The organism is Bacterioplanoides sp. SCSIO 12839, from assembly GCF_024397975.1.
Lineage (GTDB): Bacteria > Pseudomonadota > Gammaproteobacteria > Pseudomonadales > Oceanobacteraceae > Bacterioplanoides.
On record NZ_CP073745.1, the window covers coordinates 252501 to 276501 of the forward strand.

A 24001-nucleotide genomic window follows, 5' to 3' on the forward strand; every position below is an offset into this window, starting at 1 on the left:
CGATGTGGGAAGGCTAAAACAGCTAGGAGGTTGGCTTAGAAGCAGCCACCCTTTAAAGAAAGCGTAATAGCTCACTAGTCGAGTCGGCCTGCGCGGAAGATATAACGGGGCTCAAACTGTACACCGAAGCTACGGATGCACTTTGTGCATGGTAGAGGAGCGTTCTGTAAGCCGTTGAAGGTCAAGGTGTGAACCAGGCTGGAGGTATCAGAAGTGCGAATGCTGACATGAGTAACGATAAAGGGAGTGAAAAACTCCCTCGCCGGAAACCCAAGGGTTCCTGTCCAACGTTAATCGGGGCAGGGTTAGTCGGCCCCTAAGGCGAGGCTGAGAAGCGTAGTCGATGGGAAACAGGTTAATATTCCTGTACTTGTTTGTAGTGCGATGGGGGGACGGAGAAGGCTAGGCCAGCACGGCGTTGGTTGTCCGTGTTTAAGCTGGTAGGCAGAAGACTTAGGCAAATCCGGGTCTTCAATGCCGAGACGTGATGACGGTGACTCTACGGAGTCCGAAGTGGTCGATGCCATGCTTCCAGGAAAATCCTCTAAGCTTCAGCTACAAAGAAACCGTACTCTAAACCGACACAGGTGGGTAGGTAGAGAATACCAAGGCGCTTGAGAGAACTCGGGTGAAGGAACTAGGCAAAATGGCACCGTAACTTCGGGAGAAGGTGCGCCGGCTAGGGTGAAGGACTTGCTCCGTAAGCTCTGGCCGGTCGAAGATACCAGGTGGCTGCGACTGTTTATTAAAAACACAGCACTCTGCAAACACGAAAGTGGACGTATAGGGTGTGACGCCTGCCCGGTGCCGGAAGGTTAATTGATGGGGTTAGCTTCGGCGAAGCTCTTGATCGAAGCCCCGGTAAACGGCGGCCGTAACTATAACGGTCCTAAGGTAGCGAAATTCCTTGTCGGGTAAGTTCCGACCTGCACGAATGGCGTAACGACGGCCACACTGTCTCCACCCGAGACTCAGTGAAATTGAATTCGCAGTTAAGATGCTGCGTTCCCGCGGCTAGACGGAAAGACCCCGTGAACCTTTACTATAGCTTCACAGTGAACTTTGAATTGTCTTGTGTAGGATAGCTGGGAGGCTTTGAAGCGTTAACGCCAGTTAGCGTGGAGCCAATCTTGAAATACCAGCCTGGTCAATTTGGGGTTCTAACTCAGGTCCATTATCTGGATCGAGGACACTGTGTGGTGGGTAGTTTGACTGGGGCGGTCTCCTCCCAAAGAGTAACGGAGGAGCACGAAGGTCGGCTAATCCTGGTCGGACATCAGGAGGTTAGTGCAATGGCATAAGCCGGCTTAACTGCGAGACAGACACGTCGAGCAGGTACGAAAGTAGGTCATAGTGATCCGGTGGTTCTGTATGGAAGGGCCATCGCTCAACGGATAAAAGGTACTCCGGGGATAACAGGCTGATACCGCCCAAGAGTTCACATCGACGGCGGTGTTTGGCACCTCGATGTCGGCTCATCACATCCTGGGGCTGAAGCCGGTCCCAAGGGTATGGCTGTTCGCCATTTAAAGTGGTACGCGAGCTGGGTTTAGAACGTCGTGAGACAGTTCGGTCCCTATCTGCCGTGGGCGTTTGAGATTTGAGAAGAGCTGCTCCTAGTACGAGAGGACCGGAGTGGACGAACCTCTGGTGTTCGGGTTGTCATGCCAATGGCATTGCCCGGTAGCTACGTTCGGACAGGATAACCGCTGAAAGCATCTAAGCGGGAAGCCCCCTTCAAGATGAGATCTCACTGGAACTTCGAGTTCCCTGTAGGGCCCAGGAAGACTACCTGGTTGATAGGCAAGGTGTGTAAGCGTTGTGAGGCGTTGAGCTAACTTGTACTAATTGCCCGTGAGGCTTGACCATATAACACCCAAACTTGGTGGTGTTAACAAGTCAAACTCTTAAATAGAGTAAAAAATAATCGGCACCGCCGGTTCGCGAGAGAATCTTAATTACATACTCATGTATCCAACCTATTAGCTGACTGATTGCAGAGCGCGTAAGACAATCACGATGCAACAAGCTTTGCTTGACGACAATAGAGCTGTGGAACCACCTGAATCCATTCCGAACTCAGAAGTGAAACGCAGTATCGCCGATGGTAGTGTGGGGCTTCCCCATGTGAGAGTAGGTCATCGTCAAGCTCTTATCCTAAAACCCCGGTCGCTCATGCGATCGGGGTTTTTTCTTGCCTGTAAGAAAAGCCTGGTAATCATTCCTGGCGATACCCTGCGGGCAGCTTCGCTCTGACGAGCAACATCCTGCCGTTTAGTCTTTGCATGAAAGATAAGTCTGACGTCCAGTCTTTGGCTGGAAATAATATCTACGAATAATCCACTGGGGTATAATCATATCCATAACAATTGGTTTTCAATCTCAATAAAACCATCCGCAGTGAGCAAAAAGTAATTGAATAACAAAAGTACTTATCGAGAATTTTTACTGATTCGCTCAATAGCTGAATTAAAAGCAGATGTAAGACGTTCTTTTTTAGGCGTTTTATGGTGGTTTTTAGAGCCAGTTATTTATATGACGGTATTTTACGTTGTATTTGGCTTGGGGTTACGCCAGGGCGACAGTGGATTTGTAGTTTTTTTATTAACCGGTTTGATTTTCTGGCGCTGGTTTGATGCATCAGTGAAGCAATGTAGCAGTTCCATCGTAAGTTTCAGAGGGTTAATAGGGCAGGTATATTTACCTAAGGTTTTGTTACCTATGGTGCCTTTCTTAGCAAATAGTTTTCGATTCCTTATTGTTTTGACTATGCTTGCCGTGGTTCTTGTGGGCTCGAGTATGGCAAGCCTCGAGACTTGGTGGTGGTCTTTGCCACTTATTATCTGCCAAGCCCTATTAACATTATCTATTGGTTTTTTTCTTGCTGCTCTGATCCCCCTTATTCCTGATCTTAAGCGTTTTGTTGATTACGGCATGACATTGTTGTTCTTTATGTCCGCGATCTTTTATCGTATAGAACATATAGATCCTGAAAAATATTTTTATTTCATGTTTAACCCTATGGCTTTTTTTATTGAAAGCCAACGCATGGTGTTAATTCGCGGAGAGCAACCAGACACACAATTTCTGATTGCTTACGGGGTTTTATCTCTAATACTGATGGCCATGTCTGTCGCTGTTTTGAAGCGTTTTGATAAAGTCTATCCCAAGCTGGTTTAGTAACATTATGTCGAACAATCACAATGGTGAGGTTATTTTCTCTGCCCAAAATGTCGGCGTTTCATATAAGCAAAGAGTAGGGACATTCAAGAGCAGAAAGGATTGGGTTTTAAGAGATTTTAACCTCGAAATACGTAAAGGTGAGAGCCTGGCTATTATCGGTCGAAACGGTGCTGGTAAGAGTACCCTAATGCGGTTGATAGCCGGAATTATTGATTCTTGTGAAGGTCGTATTACTAATCATGCGAGGTCTGCATCTTTGTTGTCCTTGCAAGCCGGTTTTATTCCAGATCTGAGTGGCCGTGAAAATATTCTCTTGAGTGCTGTGCTGCTTGGTCTTAGCAGGACAGAGGTAGCGGCCAAAGAACAAGATATTATTGATTATGCTGACTTGGAAAATCATATAGATAAACCAGTTTCAACATACTCTTCAGGAATGAAAGCCAGGTTAGGTTTTTCAGTCGCGAAATATGCAAACTCAGACATGTTGCTTATTGATGAGGTACTTGGTGTTGGTGATGACGAATTTAAGGCCAAGTCGTCTGCCGCTATTCGTGAAATGGTAAAATCTGATCGTACAATCGTTTTTGTATCTCATAGTGCTATAGCTGTTAAATCACTATGTAATCGTGCAGCCTGGTTAGAACACGGAAGAATAGTGGATATTGGGGAGCCTGAGCGCGTTATCGATAATTATCGTAAATATAATACGATATGCAGAGCTATCGCTGAGGCTAAAGGAATTCCTGAGTCCCAAGTACGTGCAGAAGGTAAGAAAAATGACCCCTTTGCCGTAATAGAAGACTTTGACAAAGCATTAACTGCTGAGATGAGAAATGATCAATCAAAGAAGATGCTACTAAGGTGATAAAGCAGTGAAACAAGGACAAATACTCGTAGTAGGTATGCATCGTTCAGGAACCTCGGCTCTGACCCACTTGTTATCTAATATGGGAGCTAACTTTGGTGACCTGAAGGATAGTATCGGAGCCAATAAAGAGAATCCCAAAGGTTTTTGGGAACGAAGGGATGTACGCAGGTTAAATGACCAGATTCTGCATGCTCTGGGGTGCGAGTGGGATACCTTAACGCACTTTAACCTTGATAGTTTATCCAGCGATGTTCGTGCCAGCTTTCTTCAGGGAGCGAAAGAAATAACTGGCAACTTATCTCTGGCCGGAACAAGTTTTGTAATTAAAGACCCTAGAGTATGCTTGCTTTTACCCTTATGGTTAGATGCACTTGATAACCCACTTATTGTATATATTCATCGATCTCCCTTAGAAATTGCCAAGAGTCTTAGTGCCAGAAATGATTTTGACCTGGAATTCGGGCTTACTCTGTGGGAGGTGTACGCCTCACACGCGCTGGCAACTTTAGGTTCTGTGCCTAGTATCTTTATTGATTATAAAGATTTACTGAATAACGAGCTGCAGCAAGCTCAACGCCTGGAAGAATTTTTTATTGAGTTTGGTGCAAATGATTTAGGTATTCCTAATCCTGAAGAACTGAAGGGTACCGTTGAGGCTTCACTCAGAAATCAAATTTCAAGCGGTAATGAAGACTTAATGAGCTCAAATCAAATCGCATTATGTAAATACATAAATACGTTATGTGAAGGCGCGACTATCCAACCTGATATTAAAGCTGTAGTACCTTCTATGTCTGATAGAGATGAAGGTTTGCTTAATCTAAAGAAATATTCAAGAGTTAAATTTAAATACGACGAACTTCAAAGTTACAAAACCAGTCTTAAGCAGCGTTTTAACGAGTTAGAACAACATCATTTAAATACGCGTGAAAAATTTAAAATGCAAATATCTGAGCTTCGTGATGTTAATGCTGAGCTTCGTTATGAAAAAACACTGGTTTCCCACCTTGACCCTATTGCTCGCTGGATTGGAAAGTCGAAGGTTATTGCACTTTTCGTGAAGTGCTTAGCACCTTTATCATTTAATGGCCATGTTCAGAAACTAATTGGTTATCATCGTGAATTGTTCGAACTGTATTCAGAGCGGTAAGTTTAATTGAGTAAAAAAGTAGATATATTAATACCGGTTTTTAATGGCTTAACCTACGTTGTCGACTGTGTTGAAAGCGTACTCCGTTATACTGACTCCTCTCTGTACCACCTGTGGTTACTCGATGATTGCAGTGACGCAAAAACCAATGGTTATTTGCAAGGAATAGCGGATCAGTATGATCATGTAACTCTTGTCGTAAATGATGAAAATCAGGGCTTTGTAAAAAACTGCAATATTGGTTTCAGCAAAGGTCGGCTCGAGTGGTGTTTGCTGCTCAACAGCGATGTTATCGTTACACCTAAGTGGTTAGACAGTATGCTTAAGTGTGGCGAATCAGATGAGAAAATCGCAGGTGTAAACCCTTTAACCAATCATGCATCACAAATAAATGTCCCGATGTATGCAGGTGCTAGCTTCCTGGCAGTTAATGATTATTTTTCTAATACTCAGAATATCTCATACCCCGACATTGTCACCGGTGTTGGTTTCTGTTTGATGTTGCGTCGTTCTGTAATTAACAAACTTTCACTGTTTGATGAAATATACGGTAAGGGATATTGTGAGGAGTCTGACCTCTGTATGCGCCTCACTACTCAGGGACACAGAGTAGTTGTAGCTCCTTCAGTGTATGTATATCACAAAGGTGGAGGTACCTTTACCGATCGTGGTGAGCGCTACAAGAAAAATCGAAAAATTTTTGATCAACGTTGGGCGAATGACTATCAAGAGCAGTTCAAGGTCTTTCATCAGTTAAACCCATTGCAGAAATACCGTGATGCAATGGAATCAGGATCTCGATGGGACCCGATATTTGGCCTGCGCCAAGCTTACAGAAATGTACGTGCTCAACTTCAACACCGAAATTATCTTAACAGCATTAAAGCTTGTATTCGTGCTAGTTATGATATCGCTAATACACGAGCCTTGGTATACAGGGATTCGGATTATCGTAAGTTCGGGCAAGAGGGAAAATTACGAGTCACTTATGTTTTGCATAATGTAACTGTTGCTGGTGGGGTTTTATCCGTAATTCAATTGGTTAACCAATTAATACATCAGGGTGTTGATGCGAAGATTGTTGCACTCCGAGAATATCCAGAAATATATAATTGGCAGCTGCTGACACGCCCTATTATTTACAAGAATGTAGAAGAGTTGATTAAGTACTTCCCAGAGAGTGATATTGCTGTAGCTACTCACTGGACTACAGCATCATGGGTAAACAAAGTTGTAGAATCTAAAAAAAGCAAAAAGTCAGCTTATTTCTTACAAGATTATGAACCGTGGTTCTTTCCGGAAAATAAAAAGAGTGAGCGTTCAGAAGTTCAAAAAACATATGAATTAGTCGGAAATAAAATCGTCAAATCTAACTGGCTATCAGGTATGTTAAAGACGGACGGCTATGAAACTCAAAAGATTCGTTTAGGAATGAATCTGGAAGTTTTTTATCCTCGTGAAGTTGAACGCTCAGATAAAATTCGAATTTTATCCATGGCCAGGCCTAGAACTCCGCGACGCGGATATGAAGACTTGCTGGCAGCGCTAAAAATATTGTGGAAGGAGGTGGATAAAAATAATGTTGAAATTGTCTTTTTTGGTGAAGATGGCCTGAAAATTAGTGATGATTTCCCTGTTACTGATGTAGGTGTAATTAGTAGTCAGGATGCTTTAGCAAAGCTCTATAGTAGCTGTGATATTTATATCGATAGCTCAGTCTTTCAAGGATTTGGCAGACCCGCACTTGAAGCGATGGCTTGTGGTGCTGCTTGTGTAGTGACCAACGTCGGTGGGGTTAATGAGTACGCAGTAAACGGGGAAAACTGTTTAGCTATTGAACCTTCAAATCCACAGATGATGGCGGAATCAGTTAAAAAGCTTGTCGAAGATAAAGACCTTCGAGAGCAGTTTGTGACACAGGGGCTTGAAACAGCGAAGTCGTTTTGTCATCGACGAGAGGGGCGCGAGACTTATGAGTACTTCAAAGAGATTGCAGGGAAAGCATGATGCGAAGATATTTGAGTTATATTAAGCGACACTTGTTTCCACAGCAGCAAGCCCCAGTCCCTAAATTATCGATTATTGTTGTTGTCTATAAAATGGCTGAGCAAGCTAATAACACATTATATTCTCTTTCCCGAAAATATCAGATGGATATCAAGAAGGAAGACTACGAGGTGATTGTCGTTGAGAATGCCTCTTCTGAGGAATTAGGCGAGCAGCGAGCTCTGAGTCATGGAAAAAACTTTCGTTATTTTTATCGCAATGATGACAGTGTAAGCCCTGTACCTGCTATTAACTATGCTGCTGAGCAGGCTATAGGAGAGCACATCTGTGTAATGATTGATGGGGCCAGAATGGTTACTCCTGGTATGATCAAACAAACCCTATCAGCAACCAGGTTATCTGAAATGGCAGTCATTTCAGTGCCGGGCTATCACTTGGGCCATAAGGTTCAGCAGGAGGCCATGGAGGAAGGCTATGACACCCATATGGAAGCTGAATTGTTATCTTCCGTCGCCTGGAAAGAGAACGGATACAATCTGTTTGAAATAGCCTGCTTCAGTAGTACGAGTAAGCGCGGTTATTTTCTCTCAGGAGGGGAAAGTAACTGCATTACAGTATCAAAAAAGCTATGGAATGAATTAGGTGGCTACGATGCTGGTTTTACTTCAGTCGGTGGTGGTCTCTCTAACTTGGATTTTTACAAACGAGCCTGTGAACACCCTGAAACTGAATTAATTAATATTGCTGCGGAAGGATCCTTTCATCAGTTTCATGGTGGGGTGACCACAGGACAGGAAGCAGAAAAACGCTTAGCGGCTTTAGATACTCATTTCGCGGAGTATGAATCACTACGTGGCGAAGCATTTCGTCCACCGAAAGTTCCGGCTTTGGTTTTTGGTAGCTTTTCGGCGCAGAGCTTGATCTTTGCTCCAGTTTCAGTAGAAACCTACTGGGAAATTAAAAAATATAGTTATGACAAAAAGGAGTCAGAATAATGCTGAAAGAAATTATTAAAAAACTCAGTAATCAATCGGGCTCAACTTCTGGTTCAAATAGCACTGGCTCTTTAGCTTTGGGTGACACTTTACTCGACTTTGGTCGCCTTAATGCCATGGCTCGTGATAACCGTGAATCTTATCAGGTAAATACTCCTTTTCCACATGTTGTCGTCGATAATTTCTTATCTAAAGACTCACTAAAGGTCGTGTTAGATGCCATTCCTGAACCTGATCTCTCTAAACAAAAGCGCGATAATTCTGCCAAAACACAGGGTGGAATGAAGGCCCAGCATGGCAAGGTAGGTCTTAACGATGAAGGCAAACTAAACCCAGTGATGCGGCAGCTTTTCTGGGAATTAAATTCTCAGGGGTTTTTACGGTTTCTGCAGCGTTTAACTGATATTGATGGTCTTTTACCGGACCCTACATTAAGAGGTGGAGGAGTTCATCAAACTAAGCGGGGAGGATTATTACGGGTTCATGCCGACTTTAATAAACATCCTGTTTATAATCTGGACAGGCGGATTAATTTTATTCTCTATTTAAACCCTGACTGGAAAGAAGAGTATGGTGGCCATCTTGAATTATGGGATCGCGATGTTACTGAGTGTCAGTCCCGTGTTTTACCTATTTTAAATCGTTGTGTGATTTTCAATACTTCAAGTTGGTCATTTCATGGGCATCCACATCCATTGACATGCCCAGATGATATGTATCGTCGTTCAATTGCAATGTATTACTACTCAAATGGACGCCCAGCAAGTGATGATAGCGATGAGAAACACGCAACAATATGGCCGGCTCTTCCTGGAGAAAAATAATTTTTATAGACCATTACTTTTAAGGGTAACGTAAAAGTTAATTTATAAGCACGGATAGCAAAAATGAAACATTATTGGTTAGTGGTAAAGGTAAAAAAACCCGAAATACTCGAATCGGTTAAAGCTGCAGCAAAAAAACGAATACCAAAATTATTATCGATCGTACCCGAATTTGTTGGTGTGAAACAGCTTTTGAGTGATACTTTACTCTTAAGTTTCTCTGCAAATAATCAAATATTTGGATATGGCAAGCCTTATGTATTTACTGAAAAATCCGCTGTTATGGTGGAGGGCCTTCCTACTTTAGAAAAAGTTGGTATATCACCAAAAGACGATATTCCCCTTCGGATTTTGGAGCTATTTAAATACAACGACCCCCAGGATATGTACCGGAAATTTGGTGGAACATGGAGTATTGCTCATGTTAATCGTGATCTAATACAGGTTTTTTCTGACTTTAGTGGATACTCTTCTTGTTATTATCACAACTCATCAGATCTGTTCATAACTGGTAATTCGGCTCAGCTGGTTGCTTCATTCATAGAGGCTAATCTGGAAGGTAAGTATAATTGGCGAACTATGTCCTGGTTGGCTTCTACTACCATGATATGGGGAGACCAAACTATCTACGATGGTGTACAAAAGTTAGCTGCTGGTGATTACCTAGAGTTAACGCGTAACACTAATGAACTTAAAATACGAAATTTTTCTACCAACTTTTATACCCCATTATACTTTTCATCTGATATACAGAAAAATGCTTATATTGAAGATGTTCTTGGGAAAATGTGTAACAAAGTGGCTTGGTATCTTGGCCGGGGGATAAAAATACATACGCATCTTACAGGTGGTAAGGATACCCGAATGATATTGGCACTGTTGATGGGGTCAGGTGCCATAAGTAATATCGATAAAATACAGACAAGTGGTGATGAAGATAATGGCGATGTGATTGTTGCGCGACTTATTGCCAAAAAGTTAGGGCTGGATAGCTTACACCAAGTCAATTCAGGTAATAAATCCAGATCGTCTGCTGACCCGAGGAAAATGGCAACTCGGTTTGTTTATTGTTCGAATCGATATGAAGGGCAGCTGACCCCATTTGATGGTGGTGAAAAGGTTATTCCACGATTGCCAGGGGCTTGCTCATTAATGGGAGGTGGAGGCGAAATTTATCGCAATAAACTTAATATTGATACGAATAATAAAGAAGAGAATGTTAATGCATTGCTGAATGCATATTGTCGTTACAATAAATTAGGCTTGCTGAATGATAGAGCGATACATTTTCAACGTGGATATATTCAAGATGTTGTTCAGGTTTATAAAAATAATCATATATTAAATCAAGAAATGAAATTTTATATTGATCAGCGTTTGTCCAATTGGGGAGCTGCTCATTTTAGGCATGGTGCTGGAGGACGCATTCCTGTGTTAATAGACTTTGACTTAGCACGCTATCAAGCCAGTACTGTAGACAATAAGTCTGAAGATATTCACTTTGAGATAATTCGTCATGCTTGTCCAGAATTGTTGGATATCCCATTTTTAAACCAACGCTGGGGAGGAAATACACTTAAAAAAGCTGATGGTTTGGGATTTAATATTGATCCTATTGAAGTTCCTGTCAAAAAAAGCTTTCCATGGCAATTTGAAGTATACTCTAAGGTCCGTAATTTATGTGTCGAGCAAATATTAGAAAATTTTAGTGGACTATCCCCTTGGTTGTCGAAGCGACAGTTGAAAGCGATGAGAGCTAAAAAAATTATGGGTGAGAAATTCAATTCGGCTGACATTAAGATGATTTTTGGTCTTGCCATGGCAGCGACAGGTTACTCTAAGGAAAGTTATTACATTCCAGATCATTATCAACGGCCATGTAAAGGGATCGTTAACGACATGAATAATGAAGCGAAAGTTTTATTTTCTGATTCTTGGGAATACGATGACTATAATCGAGAAAATGAAAATATTAATGATTGGGAAAGGAAGTTTGAACTGTCGATTTGATTTCTTCTGATGTTAGTGAATTTTAATGGCCTCAAAAATTTACTCTTGAGACCATTGATAGGTTTTATTTAAAATATACTAGATGGTTTTGCACAGTTCTTTATGTAAATTTTCTGCCGTTATTGAGAAGTACGGTATGGCGACATGATATAACTTAGTTTTATCTGTTTTCCCTAGCAAGTTATACCTGGCTACTACAGTAGGTTTGCTATTAATGGTTGTGATAATAGTGTTGTCTTCTTTAAATGAAGAGTCTGCTAATACTCCATTTATGTATAGTTCAGCGCGGATTTTTGATGATGCTCCTTTCCAATTATTAAGGCGGCGGTTGTTATAAATAGATATTGTCATTGTCTGGCAAGATTCTGTTGAAGGCCTGATTTTTCCTTCAAGCAATACATTTTTGAATTTTACTTTAATTAAAGATTTTTCTTTTGAATATGTTGCTTGCCAGGCTCCCTTTTGAGAAACCAAGGAAGTAGGTAAGGAGGAGTCGTCTGCTGAGTCGTTAGGGATAAAGTTGCTACTATAAGTAAAACCTGTGAAACCCGGTGTTCTTCTTAGGTCGTTGCCACTGAGTAATATATGAGAGTCACCCTGCTTTTCTTGGGTTTCTATTAATGTAGCTTCTTTAAGTTCTTTCGAAAGTTCTGCATTAAGTTCTTCGATGCGTGGGTCTTCACTGTCTATTTTGTTCTGATAACCTGTAGGGTCAGCTTCTAAGTCTAAAAATGCTTTTATAGGTGGTGATGTAAGGGATGGACTTTGATAGGTTAATCGAACCATTTTCCCAGTATCCAGGATGCTTGCTGAGTTGGTGAGTAATGTTTGGCTCCCCCATATGAATTTTCTATCAGGTAACTTCGAATTACTAAATATAGCTTGGGAAATATCAATGCCATCAACTTCATGTTGTATTGGTGAATCGATAAGAGTAGCAATAGTCGGGTATAAATCTATGGTAGAGACAATTTGTTTTCGTTCGCCTTTGGGGATTGTTTCAGGCCAGCGGATGAATAACGGTGTTTTAGTTCCACCTTGTAAATACTGCGTTTTTTTTCCATTGTATGGATAATTGTTGTCATAGGCTTTATTAGTTCCGCCATTATCACTGACTATTATAACAATGGTGTTTTTGTATTGCGATGTACGATGAAGTGCTTCATCAACTACCCCAATTGCATTGTCTAGATCTCTAAGCAATGCTTTGTACTTCCCTGTTGGGCTATTGTCATAAAAGGATAGACTTTCTTTCGTCGGCTCGATGGGCGTGTGTGGCGCATACATCCAATAGTTTATAAACCAAGGCTTATCGCCTTGCTCTCCTTCTTCAATCTCTTGAACAACTTGCTGAGCAAGAATATTGGTGAGGTGCCCCTTAATTTGTTTTAAGTTTCCATCGATATCTTCTATCCAGGGATTGTTATATGTCGGTTTACGATAGTCTTGCTCGGCGATAGGCGAAGAATGAGGCTTCCTTAGCAGCCATTGACTTAAGAATCCATAAAAACTGTCATAACCTTGCATCTTTGGTAACGCAGCATCTGTTGTATGCCCTAGATGCCACTTACCTATATGGTGAGTGCTGTATCCTTCGGATTTAAAATGTATGGGTAGTGTTTTAGTTCCTGAGTCAAGACCAAGCCCATTGCTCATATACCCGGTACGGACAGAGAATTTTCCTGTCATATATGAGCTTCTGGTGGGAGAGCACGTTGCATCCGCATAGTGGTTGGTAAAATAAAGCCCTTGTGACGCGATCTTATCTAGGTTTGGGGTGCTAAGTTCACTGTTGTTCCTGCTTAGATCATTAATACCTAGATCATCCAAAATAATGACAAGTATATTTGGCTTTTTTTCGGTTGTTTTTTTCTCTGGAAGAAACGTCATGCTAATAGTGAAAATAAGAGCACATAACCCGATTAGAGTCATTATCTGTATTGAACGCAGAAAGGACATTTTAGTGATCCTACTTTGATTTGGAGGAGAGTCTCTGTTTGGCTTTTAAGAAAGGTAGCTCAATGAGTTGGTAGCTGATTAATGAGAGCAGTAAGCTACTTATAAACGCAATTGTGGGTAATATGTAGGCATATATTGAGCTTAGGTATGCGCTATCCCCTAGCAAGCTTTTCTGTGGGTATATAAGAAAGAACAAAACTGGTACGTGAATGAGGTAAAATGCATAAGAAAGCTTTCCCAGGGTGCCTAGAAAATTATTCACAAGGATAAATTTACCTAATGGTCTTAGCGATAATAATGAGTACATAATGCCTGCCCAACATAGAGCTTCGTAGGTGTGTCTCTGGTGCCAGATCATTTCAGAGCTTTCATCCCCTAAGCTGCTCGCATGCTGCAGCACAACACCTAATAAGAGCAGGCATACAGTTAAAAATACGGTATGAATCAAGCGAGTACTTGTTTGATTAGGCCACGAAAGTGGGTGCACAACATAAAAGTAAGCTGTTGCCATACCAATAATGAAGGCAGGTAAGCGACCAAAAAGAGACTTCTGGATTATGTTTGAGTGTTCGTGGCTGCTGGTGTTTATTGCAAGGCTGAAATAAAGGTATAGCCATACAGCAAAAACAGGTATGAGCAACCACCTAAATTGCTTGTGCTTCAGAGTTAAAAAAATTATTGGTAATAGTATGTAAAACTGAATCTCGGTAGATAGAGTCCACCAAACCACACTGTAAGGGAACAGGTCGAAGCCAACATACTGAAAAAACAAAGCAGGTATTCCTTCATCTACTTTCCCGGTTAACACGATTGCCACCACTACTGCGATGATATACAGAGGTAATATTCGCAGTGATCTAGCGAGGTAATATTGGCCTATATTAAAAGGCTTGTTATCCCTTAAGTTCCTAATAAATGGTGTGGACAGTAAGAATCCGCTCAAGACAAAGAACAAAGTAACGCCGGTATTGCCACTGCTGATAAAGCTGAAAACTAAACTATAATCAGCAGGAGGATTGCCAGACTGAATTCCATAGACATGGAAAAGGTACACGAGGAGCATTGCGATTCCGCGTAGAGATTCAAGCTCGTTTATATAATACGATTTTTCACGTATACCTGATGTGAAATCCAGCATTCTGTTTGTCTATTTGGATTTTTTTGTTAGGCGTTTCAGCTTTCTTTTTGCTTCAAGATGTTCTGCGGCGTGGACATACAGTGCACGTAGCTGGTTCTGCTGTTCTGGAGTACTCTCGAACAGTAACTTAAAAAGAGGGTGATCAGTTTTCTCAGGTGCTCCCGGTTTGCGTAACACACCAAGTCCATAGCCATGATGAAACTTAAAAGTATCATAGTTATTTTCAATTTCTTCCCAAAATTGCCATACGCCAAAATCTTCACGCTTAGCCATTATGTCGTGGAAAAGAATAATTCCACCGGGCTCGACTTTGGGATACCAATTCTCAAAATCTTCTTTTACAGCATCATACGTGTGTAGCCCATCGATATGGAGCAAATCAATGCTTTCATCTTCGAAATGTTTCAATGCATCGTTGAAATACATTTTTAATAGATAGGTGAATCCACGATAGTGCTCACGAGCATGGGAGGCTACGTTCTCGTAAACCGAAATATCATATTTTCCTATATGAATATCGCCTTCCCAGCCATCAATTGCGTAACATACAGAATCTAAGTTATGTTCCTTTACTGACTGGCAAAAACCAAAAAAAGATAAGCCTTTTTCAGTACCAAGCTCGGTAATTACATTAGGTTTTAAAGCTGCAACAATATCGTAAGCAAAGGGTAGGTGATCTATCCACGTACTCAGAACAATATGCTTTGGTTCAAAATTAATTAAGGATGGAGGTAAATAAATAGACATAAAGGTTATTCGCTTGTGATTTGATGATAATCGTCAGGCCATAGAATTTGAGAGTCATCACCTAATCTGGCTGCTCTTTTTTGGGCAGTATGGGCCGATTGTTCTAAAAAATTAAGAGCGTTAGCATCTATGCTGCCCAGCATAATAGGGTTGCGGCGAATGGTTCCCGAGTTACCCCATATTGATTTCAATTGAGAATTGAAAGAAGCCAGCTCCTTTTCTCGATCCGTGCTGTGTGATGTTGTCACTCCACCATGATATTGATGAAATGATCCCTCCCCAGGTAAGACGAAAAATTGAGTATCAGGAATATTGATTAAAGATCTATATATATGGAGGTTTATCGAGCCACCTCCTCTAAGGGTAAAGCGAGTATCTGCTCTTCCGATGGTATCAAAATTAATTTTTGATGCGAAAATGCAGTTACATTCCATCATAGGCTGAAGATAACCACGTGCATTCGCTCCACTGAACGTCGATACCTTGAATAGGCGATATCCGTTTTCTTGCCATTCTGCCTGCTTTAATAGATTTTGCTCAAACTCTACAGAGTATCCAGGCTCTGTTAAATGATGTTCGCTTTCTCCGATATGATAACCAGGCACAGCTACGATGGAGTTAACTGATACTTGCGTAGCCATTTTAACGTAGTGAATAACGCCTGGGGAAAGCATTCGGGCTCCATCAATAATGAGGCCGATGTATTGCCCCTGGCACTGTTCGAATGCAAAGTTTACTGCTGGAACTGGTGATTGGCTGGTTTCCTGACGGAGGAAGTAACGGAAATTGCTGCCATACTCCTTACTGACGTCGGTGGGCGCAAAGTTATCGTCAGACGAATTCTCCACAACGATTACTTCATAATCATCCGGGTCAACATTTCTTTGATATGTGCTTTTCAGGCTACAGAGAGTGTTATGAAGCTGTTGCTTCATTTTGTAACCCACGACGATTATAGATATTAAAGGAGTTGTCATCGCCGTTTAAGACCTACTACCGGGCGAGTTTTTGCTATTTCATCTTTCCCAAGAGCGCTGCTTGCAGAATATTTTAAAAACCTTAGTGCTTCTTTGGGAATATCACCGAATAATGTGGGCTTCACTTGAGGAGCTTTATAATATTCTCCCCTAATTGATTTGTACTGGTCAAAGTGAGCCTGCATTACAATTTCGCGGTCCTCTTCCGATGTGCCGCCGGTTGTGACACCACCATGATATTGGTGAAATGTCCCTTCACCAGGAAGAACAATCAGTTCAGTGTCCGGCCTCTCACAAATGCGCTTGTAAAGATCTAAATTTGCCTGGCCGCCACCCGTTTCAGTAAAGCGGGGATCCATTCCTTTTTCTTGCTTCCATATATGGCGGGGTATACAAAAGCAGTTGCTTTCACATACGGGTCGTAAGCTACCAGCAGAGCAAGAGCCACTTAATACGCTGATATCGAAAAGCTTATAACCGTATTTGGGCCATTCTATGCTCGCTAAAAGTTCTTCCTCGGCCGATTCATCGTAACCTGAAGCCACAGCCCATTGTTGTAGTTGGTCCCCAATGTGATAACCAGGAGCAGCGACAACTGCGTTTTTAGAGATATTCCTGGCTTTTAATATGTGATAGACCAAGCCAGGTGAGGCCATTCTGGCACCATCAATAATGATCCCTATGGTTGATCCTTTGGCCTTTTCAGCGCCAAAATTAATGGCGAACACAGGGGTTGGCAGTGATTCCTCTCGGTAGAAGTAACGAAAGTTGCCCTCAAGGGTATTGATATAGTCTGCCCCCAGTTCATCACTCGACGAGTTTTCTACAACAATGACCTCGTAGTCTTCGGGGAAAACACCACGCTGATAACTATTAGATAGGCTAAGCAAGGTTTTCTTAGCTTGCTCCGGCATCTTGTAAACAATGACAATCAGGGAAAGTTTGGGCTTTCCGATAATCTTTCGGATAGCTCTTTTGAAGAAAAGTGAAGAAGTTTTGGTCATTCTGAATGCGAAGTTGAAGGCCTGCAACTTCCAGACGCTTACTTTTAATCGATATAATGGAGTGGCTACGATAGCCTTAAAAAAGCTACAATATATAGCTTCAACACGGGTGTCAAGTTGAGATAATAGTGAGTAATGACGTTGAAAATGGCCCAATAGTCTGGGTTCTTTTATCTACTTGGAACGGTGCTAAATATCTGCCGGAGCTGTTAGATTCGATACTTGAACAAAGCTATAAAAATATCCGTATCTTAGTTAGAGATGATGGCTCAACGGATAGTACCCCAGAGGTTCTTGATCAGTATTCAGAGCAATTTTCTGATTATTTCATGGTTGAACGTGGTGACAACGTCGGAGTTGTTTGCAGTTTCTCTACTCTTATCGGCAAAGCAATAGAATTAGCAGGCATTGACGACTTAATCATGTGCGCTGACCAGGATGATTGCTGGATGCCTGAAAAGTTGCGCTTAACCCTTGAAGCATATAAGAGCATTGGGTCAGCGCAGTTGCCGGTATTGATCCATTCAGACTTACAAGTGATTGATGGTAATGGTGAGGTTTTATCTGATTCCTTCATGGATATGCAGAAACTTAACCCCTATGCTAACCGGGTTGAAAATCTATTAGTTCAAAATACAGTTACTGGTTGCACTGCAGCCTTTAACGTAGCCTTGGCTAAACTTGCCTATCCAATACCATCAGCTGCATTGATGCATGACTGGTGGTTGGCTTTATTGGCTTCCCATTTTGGCAGGATAGAGTACTTGGCAGCCCCATTGGTTGGTTACCGGCAGCATAGTGATAACGTCGTTGGTGCCAAACGTTATGGGGTTCAGTATGTGGCGGGGTTGTTGTTTGCCAAGTTGCGAGGCGATGACAAGCGCGTCAGTCTGACACAGCTGGCGGCACAGGCTGAGGCGCTTAGCAAGGTATCGTCAGGACGGGGTCATGTTACTGTTGTGCAGTTTTTAGCTGACCTGGGTAATCTTACTGTGTACCAACGATTGCGATTCATGATGTTTACTCGTCTGCGTAAGCATGGCATGTTGAGAAACTTGGTTTTATGGATTGAGGTACTGACTTATCGCGGTGCTGAGTAACAGGGCGGTTAGCTGTAATGTGTGGTTATTTAACCGATCTTGTTTATGTGGAGATTAAGTGCTTTTAACTATTTCGATTGTTACCTATCGTTCTGACCCTATTTTGTTTATTGGAGCACTTCAATCTTTAGTAAGGGCGGTTGAATACGCCCAAAATAAGTATAAAGCTCTGAAATGCAGTTTGATAGTTATAGAAAATGACTATCAAGGGCAGAACAATTTACGTCAAGCTGAGGAATTTCTTCGGGACCATTGTAGCGGAATCTTTGAAGATCTGTCGGTGAGTTCTGTAGGGCGTAATTTAGGTTACGGTAAAGGGCATAATCTTGCTCTTGAATATAGTCAGTCTGATTTTAGTCTGGTGCTTAATCCGGATGTCATGCTGAATGAAGACGCGATCTATCAAGGACTGCACTACATGAACGTTAATCAGGGAGTCGTGTTGGTGAGTCCTAGTGGCGTTGATGGTAATGATCTCCAGCTTTCACTATGTAAGCGATACCCAGCGATCTTTGACTTATTCCTTAGGGGGTTTGGACCTAAGTGGCTTAAACGTCGTTTTCGTAAGCGTTTAGCTCGCTATGAAATGCACGATTTACTTTCTTCCGCAGAGCCAGTTTCAGGGGTGGATATTGTTAGTGGTTGCTGCATGTTAATGTCAACATCGGCGTTGCGTCAGGTTGAGGGGTTTGATAAAGACTATTTTCTGTACTTCGAGGATTTTGACTTGTCGCTGCGGATCGGAAAAATAGGAGATATCGTTTATTTCCCTGCTATGAAAATAGTCCATCATGGAGGTTATGCCGCGCGTAAAGGTATTTGGCATATTATGTTATTTGCATCTTCGGCTTTAAAGTTCTATCGGCGCCACAAGTGGCTTTGGTTTTAGGTTTCTCCGTTTTTTGTTGAAGGCCGCCAAATAGTTTGTTTGGGCCGGTCAGCATGCATAGAATAGTTGGCGCTGCATTGCTAAATGCATTGCGCCAATATCCTTTTCTTGGCTCTTTTTAACCAGAATTAAAATTATGCCGGATCAACAATCCCTTGAGCAATCATCTCCAGCGCCGTAATACTTGGAATAAAGAAATAATCACCGCCTCGAGTCTCAACAAACCGGGGTAGGTGAGTGCAGAAGAACGGTGCTTTACCACTGCCCGGTTCAGCCTGAATAATCGCTTTATCGGTTAACTGGCCATTATGGTTGCCGAGGAACACATCCTTATCATTGCCCAGCTTAAAGTCGTTGGAGTAGTTCACCCATTGTTGCTGCACAAATTCGAACTGGCGCTCAATGCTGGCGCCAATGCACATAAAGATGATGCCTTGTTCACTGTTGTCATCCGTCAGTTCGTCATGGCCACCATAAGGCAATCCTCGTCGCATTAAGCGGCGACGATCAACCAGTGCTCCTTTGCTGTTAAAGGCTTCTTTTTCTGTTTCCAGTGAGCCTCGGGTATTGGTTCTGCGGATATGAGCGCCAACCGGACACTTTGCCCCCGATTTATCATCGTCGTAAGTGAAATCAATCCACTTCTGTTTCAGGGCCTTTAATTGCCCGGCAGCGCATTGATCGCCGTTGTTGGCTTGGGTGGTTAACTCGGCCAGCGTTTTATCTAACTCGGCTTTACTCCGATCATCAGGGGCTAATACCAGCGGAGCACCGTTATCTGCCCAGCGCCCGGCAAATTTCGCCATTAACAATTCTTTACTGCCATCAAAATCTTTTGCCAGATTATCGACGTAATCCTGAAAGGTTTTTACGTTTTCGTGCAGCTTCCGGTACACCATAAAAGTACCATTTAACGCCAGTAATTTAGGCGTTGGGGCTGGTGGGTATTCCTGAGCTTCATCGACATGTCCAAGGATAAATTCCCCGGTTGCCAGAGGAACCCAGTTACCATCCCGGGTTAACTTTCCACGGCCAGGCAGGCGGCTTAGATCGTTACCACAGCCTTCAAAATACGGGTTACCAATACCATCGGTAAAGCCGAAGTGTTCTTTGGGGCCGGGTTTGCCATTTTCGTACACTGCAGAGGCGTCCTGATAAGGAAGCAATTCCCCATTAGGCCCTTTGTGACCCGGACGAATTGATACGCCGCTTTGGCTTTCTGAAATCAGCTGCTCAATTTTCAGGTAATGTTGCTGCAACGCTTCTTCATTCTGGGCATTAATTGAAACCCAGGCATGAACATGCTCTCCCTGCCAGACCGGGTCCCAATGTTGTGGATCACTGGGACCATCATCACCAAGGATGGCTTTTCTTTCTCGCATGCCCATTTGAAATTCGACGGGAAAGCCTCTGAGCGACAGTTCAGGTAACTCAAGTGCTTGTAAGCCCGAGAATGTGAAGCCGATATTGGTGGTGATGGTGGGTTTTTCTTCCGGGGCTGGGTGGTCTTTATGTGCCCAGCGTTCTGCCGTGGTTATTAATGGTACCAGTTGCTTGAGAAAGTGCTGTGCCCGCTTTGGGTGGTGAAACTCCAGAAAAAAGTAACGTGCTTTTGGAAAGCCAAAACGGCCGTAGCCTTTGCAGATATTTCCCTGAATATCGTATAAATCCAGTGGTCGGTTGGTCGTCATGATGCAATCCTTTGGCTTATGAATTTTCTGGAGTTGTGGTCGGGATGGAATAAGAGGCTTCTGTTAATCGGGTCTGTCCAGGTCGCCAGCTCGGTGAATCCAGATTGTTGAGTTGTATCTGCTCCAGAAATGCTTTGAATTCAGCTTTTAAAGTCGCTGCATTCTTACCCTGGTTTAATAACACGAACTCACTAAAAGCTTGTTTTACATACAGCGATTTTAGTTGCTGTTTCAGGGACTTATCATTTGAGCCATTAAAAAACAGTGTTGTTTTTAATTGGCATTTTTTAATGTAATCAATGAATGAAGCAGCATTGTTAACCCGCTCAAAACCGACCGCATACTGCCATATATTACGAATTTCAGATTCTGCGTTGTGCCACATACCCTCAAGGTAAGTTTCTAATTCTCCATGAAAGTTGGAGGTGAAGACCAGGTATTTGGATTTCAGATGATCACGTTTAACATCATTTCCTTGTTCAAAAAAAACATCGTTTAAAATGAATAAGCGCGCAAAATAGGTATTTGGTATTTTGGCAAATGGACTTTGTTCATTCTGAGGTAAGGTCTGCAATCGGCGTCGTGTAATTTTATCATAGGATGCCAGATCAAAACTGTTATCGTCGTTAGCCTCACACTGTCCGTTTTGAATTGGGCACAAACAGGTTAAACCATAAGAGTCGCCAAATGTATTTGCCATGTTTATGCTTCCTTAACTGGGTTTAATGTCATAACCGGGCCAACGCCCATACTGCCGAGTGACTCCTGATGATCCGCCAGGAAGTTGTTATATGTAGCCATAAACTCATCGTCGGATAATTCGTCAACCTGCTGCGCCAGTTCATTCAATCCTTCAAATAAGGTTTGTGCACTTTTCACGTCATTGGAAGCCGCTAGCGGATAGGCGTTGTAGTAATGATTGGTTTCGACCTGATTAAAGCGAATGTAATTGTAAAAATCGTGCAGCGGAATGGATTTCGGATATTTGATATTCCAGCGCCAGAACATATCCAGGCCCGATGGAATCGCAAATGAAAAGGAGTCGATATATTGGTCCCAACTGCCGTTAAAGTTACTCTCAAACAACATATAGCTGTAGTGAAGCTTTTCTTTAGGCTGAGACTTATCCAGATGCGGAAACGACCAGCGGTTGATAATGGTCCAGCGGGCGTAGTGAATCAGAGATAAGGTCAATAACCCTTTCAGATACCGCGGAAAGGTGAACACAACATACCAGAAAATGACTTTTTGCCAGATGGCTGTCCACCACCGCAATGGAGTGATGACATTCATGCCATAAGCTTTTCCTGAAAAATTCGACACTGCGAGCTCCTTTCGATGAGTTTTTATTGATTCTACCGATCCTCTGGCATTGGTCTAGGCTTTTATTAGACACTGTTTTTATATACAGTTAACCAGTCTTCGTAGAAATTGGTGCCATGAGACTTTTTGTTGCTGAAAAACCCAGTTTAGGCCGTGCGATTGCCGCGGTATTACCCAAGCCCCACCATAAAGGCGAAGGGTTTATTCGTGCCGCCAATGGTGATGTGGTCAGCTGGTGTATTGGTCATTTACTGGAGCAGGCTGAACCAGATGCTTATGACCCGGCGTACAAACAATGGCGACTGGATCACCTACCTATTGTGCCTGAGCAGTGGCAGCTACAGGCAAAACCGAAAACCCGAAAACAGCTGTCGGTATTACGTAAGCTGGTGAAAGAAGCCGATCAGCTGGTGCATGCGGGCGATCCGGATCGGGAAGGGCAGCTATTGGTTGATGAAGTGTTCGATTTCCTTAAGGTCTCAAAAACCCGTAAGCAGCAGATTCAGCGTTGCTTAATTTCTGACCTTAACCCAAACGCAGTAAAAAAAGCCTTAAATGGTTTACGGCCGAACAGTGGCTTTGCCGCGTTATCGGTGTCGGCGCTGGCACGCTCCCGGGCGGATTGGCTGTACGGTATTAATCTGACCCGTGGCTTTAGTATTAAAGGTCGGCAGGCTGGGATTAACTCAGTGTTATCCGTTGGGCGGGTGCAAACACCGGTGTTGGGTCTGGTGGTACGCCGGGATGAAGACATTGCCGACTTTGTTTCCAAGCCGTTTTACGAGGTGTTCGCTCAGCTTGCATTAACGCCCGATCAAGCTACTTCATTTAGCGCTAAGTGGCTTCCCAGCGAGGCCTGTGCCACGCATCAGGATGAAGAAGGTCGGGTATTAAATCTGAAGCTGGCGCAAAACGTCGCCCAGCGTATTCAGCAGCAACCTGCCGTGGTGGAAGCGATTCAGCGTAATGAGAAAAAGCAGTTTGCACCGCTGCCCTACAATTTATCCGCATTACAGATTGATGCCGCCAAAGCACTGAGCATGAGTGCTAAGCAGGTACTGGATGTGTGTCAGGCGTTGTATGAAAAACACCAACTGATCACCTACCCAAGATCCGATTGCCGTTATTTACCCAAAGAGCATCTGAGTGATATTCCGGCGGTATCATCTGCGATTCAGAATAACTCCAGTGAGCTGGCTGCGGTGGTCGCTAATGCCGACTTTTCGTTACGCAGCAAAGCCTGGAACGATGCCAAGGTGGATGCTCACCATGCCATTATTCCAACTGCGAAACAGACCTCACTGGAGAAGCTTGGTAAATGGGAACAGGGCGTTTATCGCTTAATTGCGCGCCAGTATTGTTTGCAGTTTTATCCGGCGTTTGAATATGCCGATACCAAAGTGGATATTCGTATCGCTAGTGGTTTATTTCGCGCTAACGCTCGCGAGATATTAAAACCTGGCTGGAAGCAGGCGATGCCTCAAAAAGCATCGGCAAAAACAAACACGTCTGGCGATGACGAGCAAAATGATCCGCATAATCAGACCCAGTTGCCGCCACTCACTCAAGGGCAGGCGTTGTGGTGCCATGAAGGACAAATCGCTCATAAACACACTCAACCGCCAACACATTTTACCGATGCCACCTTGCTGGCTGCGATGACGGGCATTAATCGTTTTGTCTCGGATAAAGAATTACAAAAGGTATTAAAAGAAACCGACGGTTTGGGCACCGAAGCCACCCGCGCCAGCATTATTGAACTGTTATTTACCCGTCAGTTTTTGCGCCGCGAAGGCAAACAAATTCGCGCCACCGAATTGGGGAAGGCTCTGATTCGGGTATTACCCGCTTCTACCACACTGCCGGATCGCACCGCCTTATGGGAGCAACAACTGAATGCTATTAGCGAGCGTCAGCTGAATTATCAGAGTTTTATGCAGCCATTACAGCAGGAGTTGTATCAGCTGGTGGACGATGCCCGTGGGCTGGATATCAGTGGCTTATCCGGTATTAAAATGGAAAAACCAAAAGGGGGTTACCAACGAAAACGGCGCAGCTCAACCCGTAAAACCGGAAAAAGTGCGCCGCGTAAAAAGGTTGGCTAACTATTTTGGTGAAATTTAAAACGTTTGCGAG

18 protein-coding genes and 2 rRNA genes (1 of these 20 running past the window's edge) are annotated in these 24001 nt (G+C 43.0%); 12 read left to right on the forward strand and 8 right to left on the reverse strand.

Annotation, left to right across the window (positions count from 1 at the left end; all coding sequences use genetic code 11):
* From KFF03_RS01250 to KFF03_RS01290, 9 genes are all read left to right on the forward strand, one after another.
* Nucleotides 1-1869: ribosomal RNA gene (locus KFF03_RS01250) — 23S ribosomal RNA — on the forward strand; it begins 1019 nt to the left of the window's first position.
* Nucleotides 1870-2034: 165 nt separating this feature from the next.
* A 5S ribosomal RNA gene (gene rrf / locus KFF03_RS01255) occupies nt 2035-2150 on the forward strand.
* A 265-nt stretch (nt 2151-2415) separates the two neighbouring features.
* Entirely contained in the window at nt 2416-3180 is a 765-nt protein-coding gene (locus KFF03_RS01260; RefSeq protein ID WP_255858463.1) for an ABC transporter permease, read from the forward strand.
* 7 nt (nt 3181-3187) lie between these two features.
* Nucleotides 3188-4048: an ABC transporter ATP-binding protein gene (locus tag KFF03_RS01265; protein ID WP_255858464.1), complete on the forward strand. Its 861-nt coding sequence runs from the start codon at nt 3188-3190 to the stop codon at nt 4046-4048.
* 7 nt (nt 4049-4055) lie between these two features.
* Nucleotides 4056-5201, forward strand: coding sequence for a sulfotransferase family protein (locus KFF03_RS01270; RefSeq protein WP_255858465.1), 1146 nt, complete (start codon nt 4056-4058; stop codon nt 5199-5201).
* 6 nt (nt 5202-5207) lie between these two features.
* Nucleotides 5208-7208 (forward strand): glycosyltransferase, encoded by a 2001-nt coding sequence (locus KFF03_RS01275; protein ID WP_255858466.1) that lies wholly within the window; start codon nt 5208-5210, stop codon nt 7206-7208.
* Entirely contained in the window at nt 7205-8203 is a 999-nt protein-coding gene (locus KFF03_RS01280) for a glycosyltransferase family 2 protein (protein ID WP_255858467.1), read from the forward strand. The genes KFF03_RS01275 and KFF03_RS01280 overlap by 4 nt, the downstream gene beginning before the upstream one ends.
* Complete coding sequence (locus tag KFF03_RS01285) at nt 8203-9027, forward strand: 2OG-Fe(II) oxygenase (RefSeq protein ID WP_255858468.1); 825 nt, start codon at nt 8203-8205, stop codon at nt 9025-9027. The genes KFF03_RS01280 and KFF03_RS01285 overlap by 1 nt, the downstream gene beginning before the upstream one ends.
* Nucleotides 9028-9090: 63 nt before the next feature.
* Nucleotides 9091-11037, forward strand: a complete 1947-nt coding sequence (locus KFF03_RS01290; protein ID WP_255858469.1) for a hypothetical protein — start codon at nt 9091-9093, stop codon at nt 11035-11037.
* Between the two features lie 78 nt (nt 11038-11115).
* Here KFF03_RS01290 and KFF03_RS01295 read toward each other — a convergent pair whose 3' ends face one another.
* Genes KFF03_RS01295 through KFF03_RS01315 form a run of 5 tightly spaced genes read right to left on the reverse strand, consistent with a single transcriptional unit; the run spans nt 11116 to nt 16862 of the window.
* Nucleotides 11116-12996 carry a sulfatase-like hydrolase/transferase gene (locus tag KFF03_RS01295; protein ID WP_255858470.1) on the reverse strand — a complete coding sequence of 627 codons (1881 nt, stop codon included), beginning with the start codon at nt 12994-12996 and terminating at the stop codon, nt 11116-11118.
* A gap of 10 nt (nt 12997-13006) precedes the next feature.
* On the reverse strand, nt 13007-14134 hold the full coding sequence (locus KFF03_RS01300; protein ID WP_255858471.1) for an acyltransferase: 1128 nt from the start codon (nt 14132-14134) through the stop codon (nt 13007-13009).
* Between the two features lie 9 nt (nt 14135-14143).
* Complete coding sequence (locus KFF03_RS01305) at nt 14144-14881, reverse strand: class I SAM-dependent methyltransferase (RefSeq protein ID WP_255858472.1); 738 nt, start codon at nt 14879-14881, stop codon at nt 14144-14146.
* Between the two features lie 5 nt (nt 14882-14886).
* A complete protein-coding gene (locus KFF03_RS01310) occupies nt 14887-15858 on the reverse strand; it encodes a glycosyltransferase family A protein (RefSeq protein ID WP_255858473.1) in 972 nt (323 codons plus the stop codon).
* Nucleotides 15855-16862, reverse strand: a complete 1008-nt coding sequence (locus KFF03_RS01315) for a glycosyltransferase family 2 protein (RefSeq protein ID WP_255858474.1) — start codon at nt 16860-16862, stop codon at nt 15855-15857. The genes KFF03_RS01310 and KFF03_RS01315 overlap by 4 nt, the downstream gene beginning before the upstream one ends.
* Nucleotides 16863-16990: 128 nt before the next feature.
* Here KFF03_RS01315 and KFF03_RS01320 point away from each other — a divergent pair, with 128 nt between their 5' ends.
* Both KFF03_RS01320 and KFF03_RS01325 read left to right on the forward strand, forming a co-directional pair.
* On the forward strand, nt 16991-17962 hold the full coding sequence (locus tag KFF03_RS01320) for a glycosyltransferase family 2 protein (RefSeq protein WP_255858475.1): 972 nt from the start codon (nt 16991-16993) through the stop codon (nt 17960-17962).
* Between the two features lie 58 nt (nt 17963-18020).
* On the forward strand, nt 18021-18851 hold the full coding sequence (locus tag KFF03_RS01325) for a glycosyltransferase (protein WP_255858476.1): 831 nt from the start codon (nt 18021-18023) through the stop codon (nt 18849-18851).
* A 134-nt stretch (nt 18852-18985) separates the two neighbouring features.
* On the opposite strand, the gene KFF03_RS01330 is transcribed toward KFF03_RS01325, so the two are convergent.
* Genes KFF03_RS01330 through KFF03_RS01340 form a run of 3 tightly spaced genes read right to left on the reverse strand, consistent with a single transcriptional unit; the run spans nt 18986 to nt 21865 of the window.
* Nucleotides 18986-20542: a hypothetical protein gene (locus KFF03_RS01330; protein ID WP_255858477.1), complete on the reverse strand. Its 1557-nt coding sequence runs from the start codon at nt 20540-20542 to the stop codon at nt 18986-18988.
* Between the two features lie 16 nt (nt 20543-20558).
* Nucleotides 20559-21242, reverse strand: a complete 684-nt coding sequence (locus KFF03_RS01335; protein ID WP_255858478.1) for a hypothetical protein — start codon at nt 21240-21242, stop codon at nt 20559-20561.
* A 2-nt stretch (nt 21243-21244) separates the two neighbouring features.
* A complete protein-coding gene (locus KFF03_RS01340) occupies nt 21245-21865 on the reverse strand; it encodes a hypothetical protein (protein ID WP_255858479.1) in 621 nt (206 codons plus the stop codon).
* A gap of 116 nt (nt 21866-21981) precedes the next feature.
* Between KFF03_RS01340 and KFF03_RS01345 the strand changes: the two genes are divergently transcribed.
* Nucleotides 21982-23970 (forward strand): DNA topoisomerase III, encoded by a 1989-nt coding sequence (locus KFF03_RS01345; protein WP_255858480.1) that lies wholly within the window; start codon nt 21982-21984, stop codon nt 23968-23970.
* Nucleotides 23971-24001 lie beyond the last annotated feature (31 nt).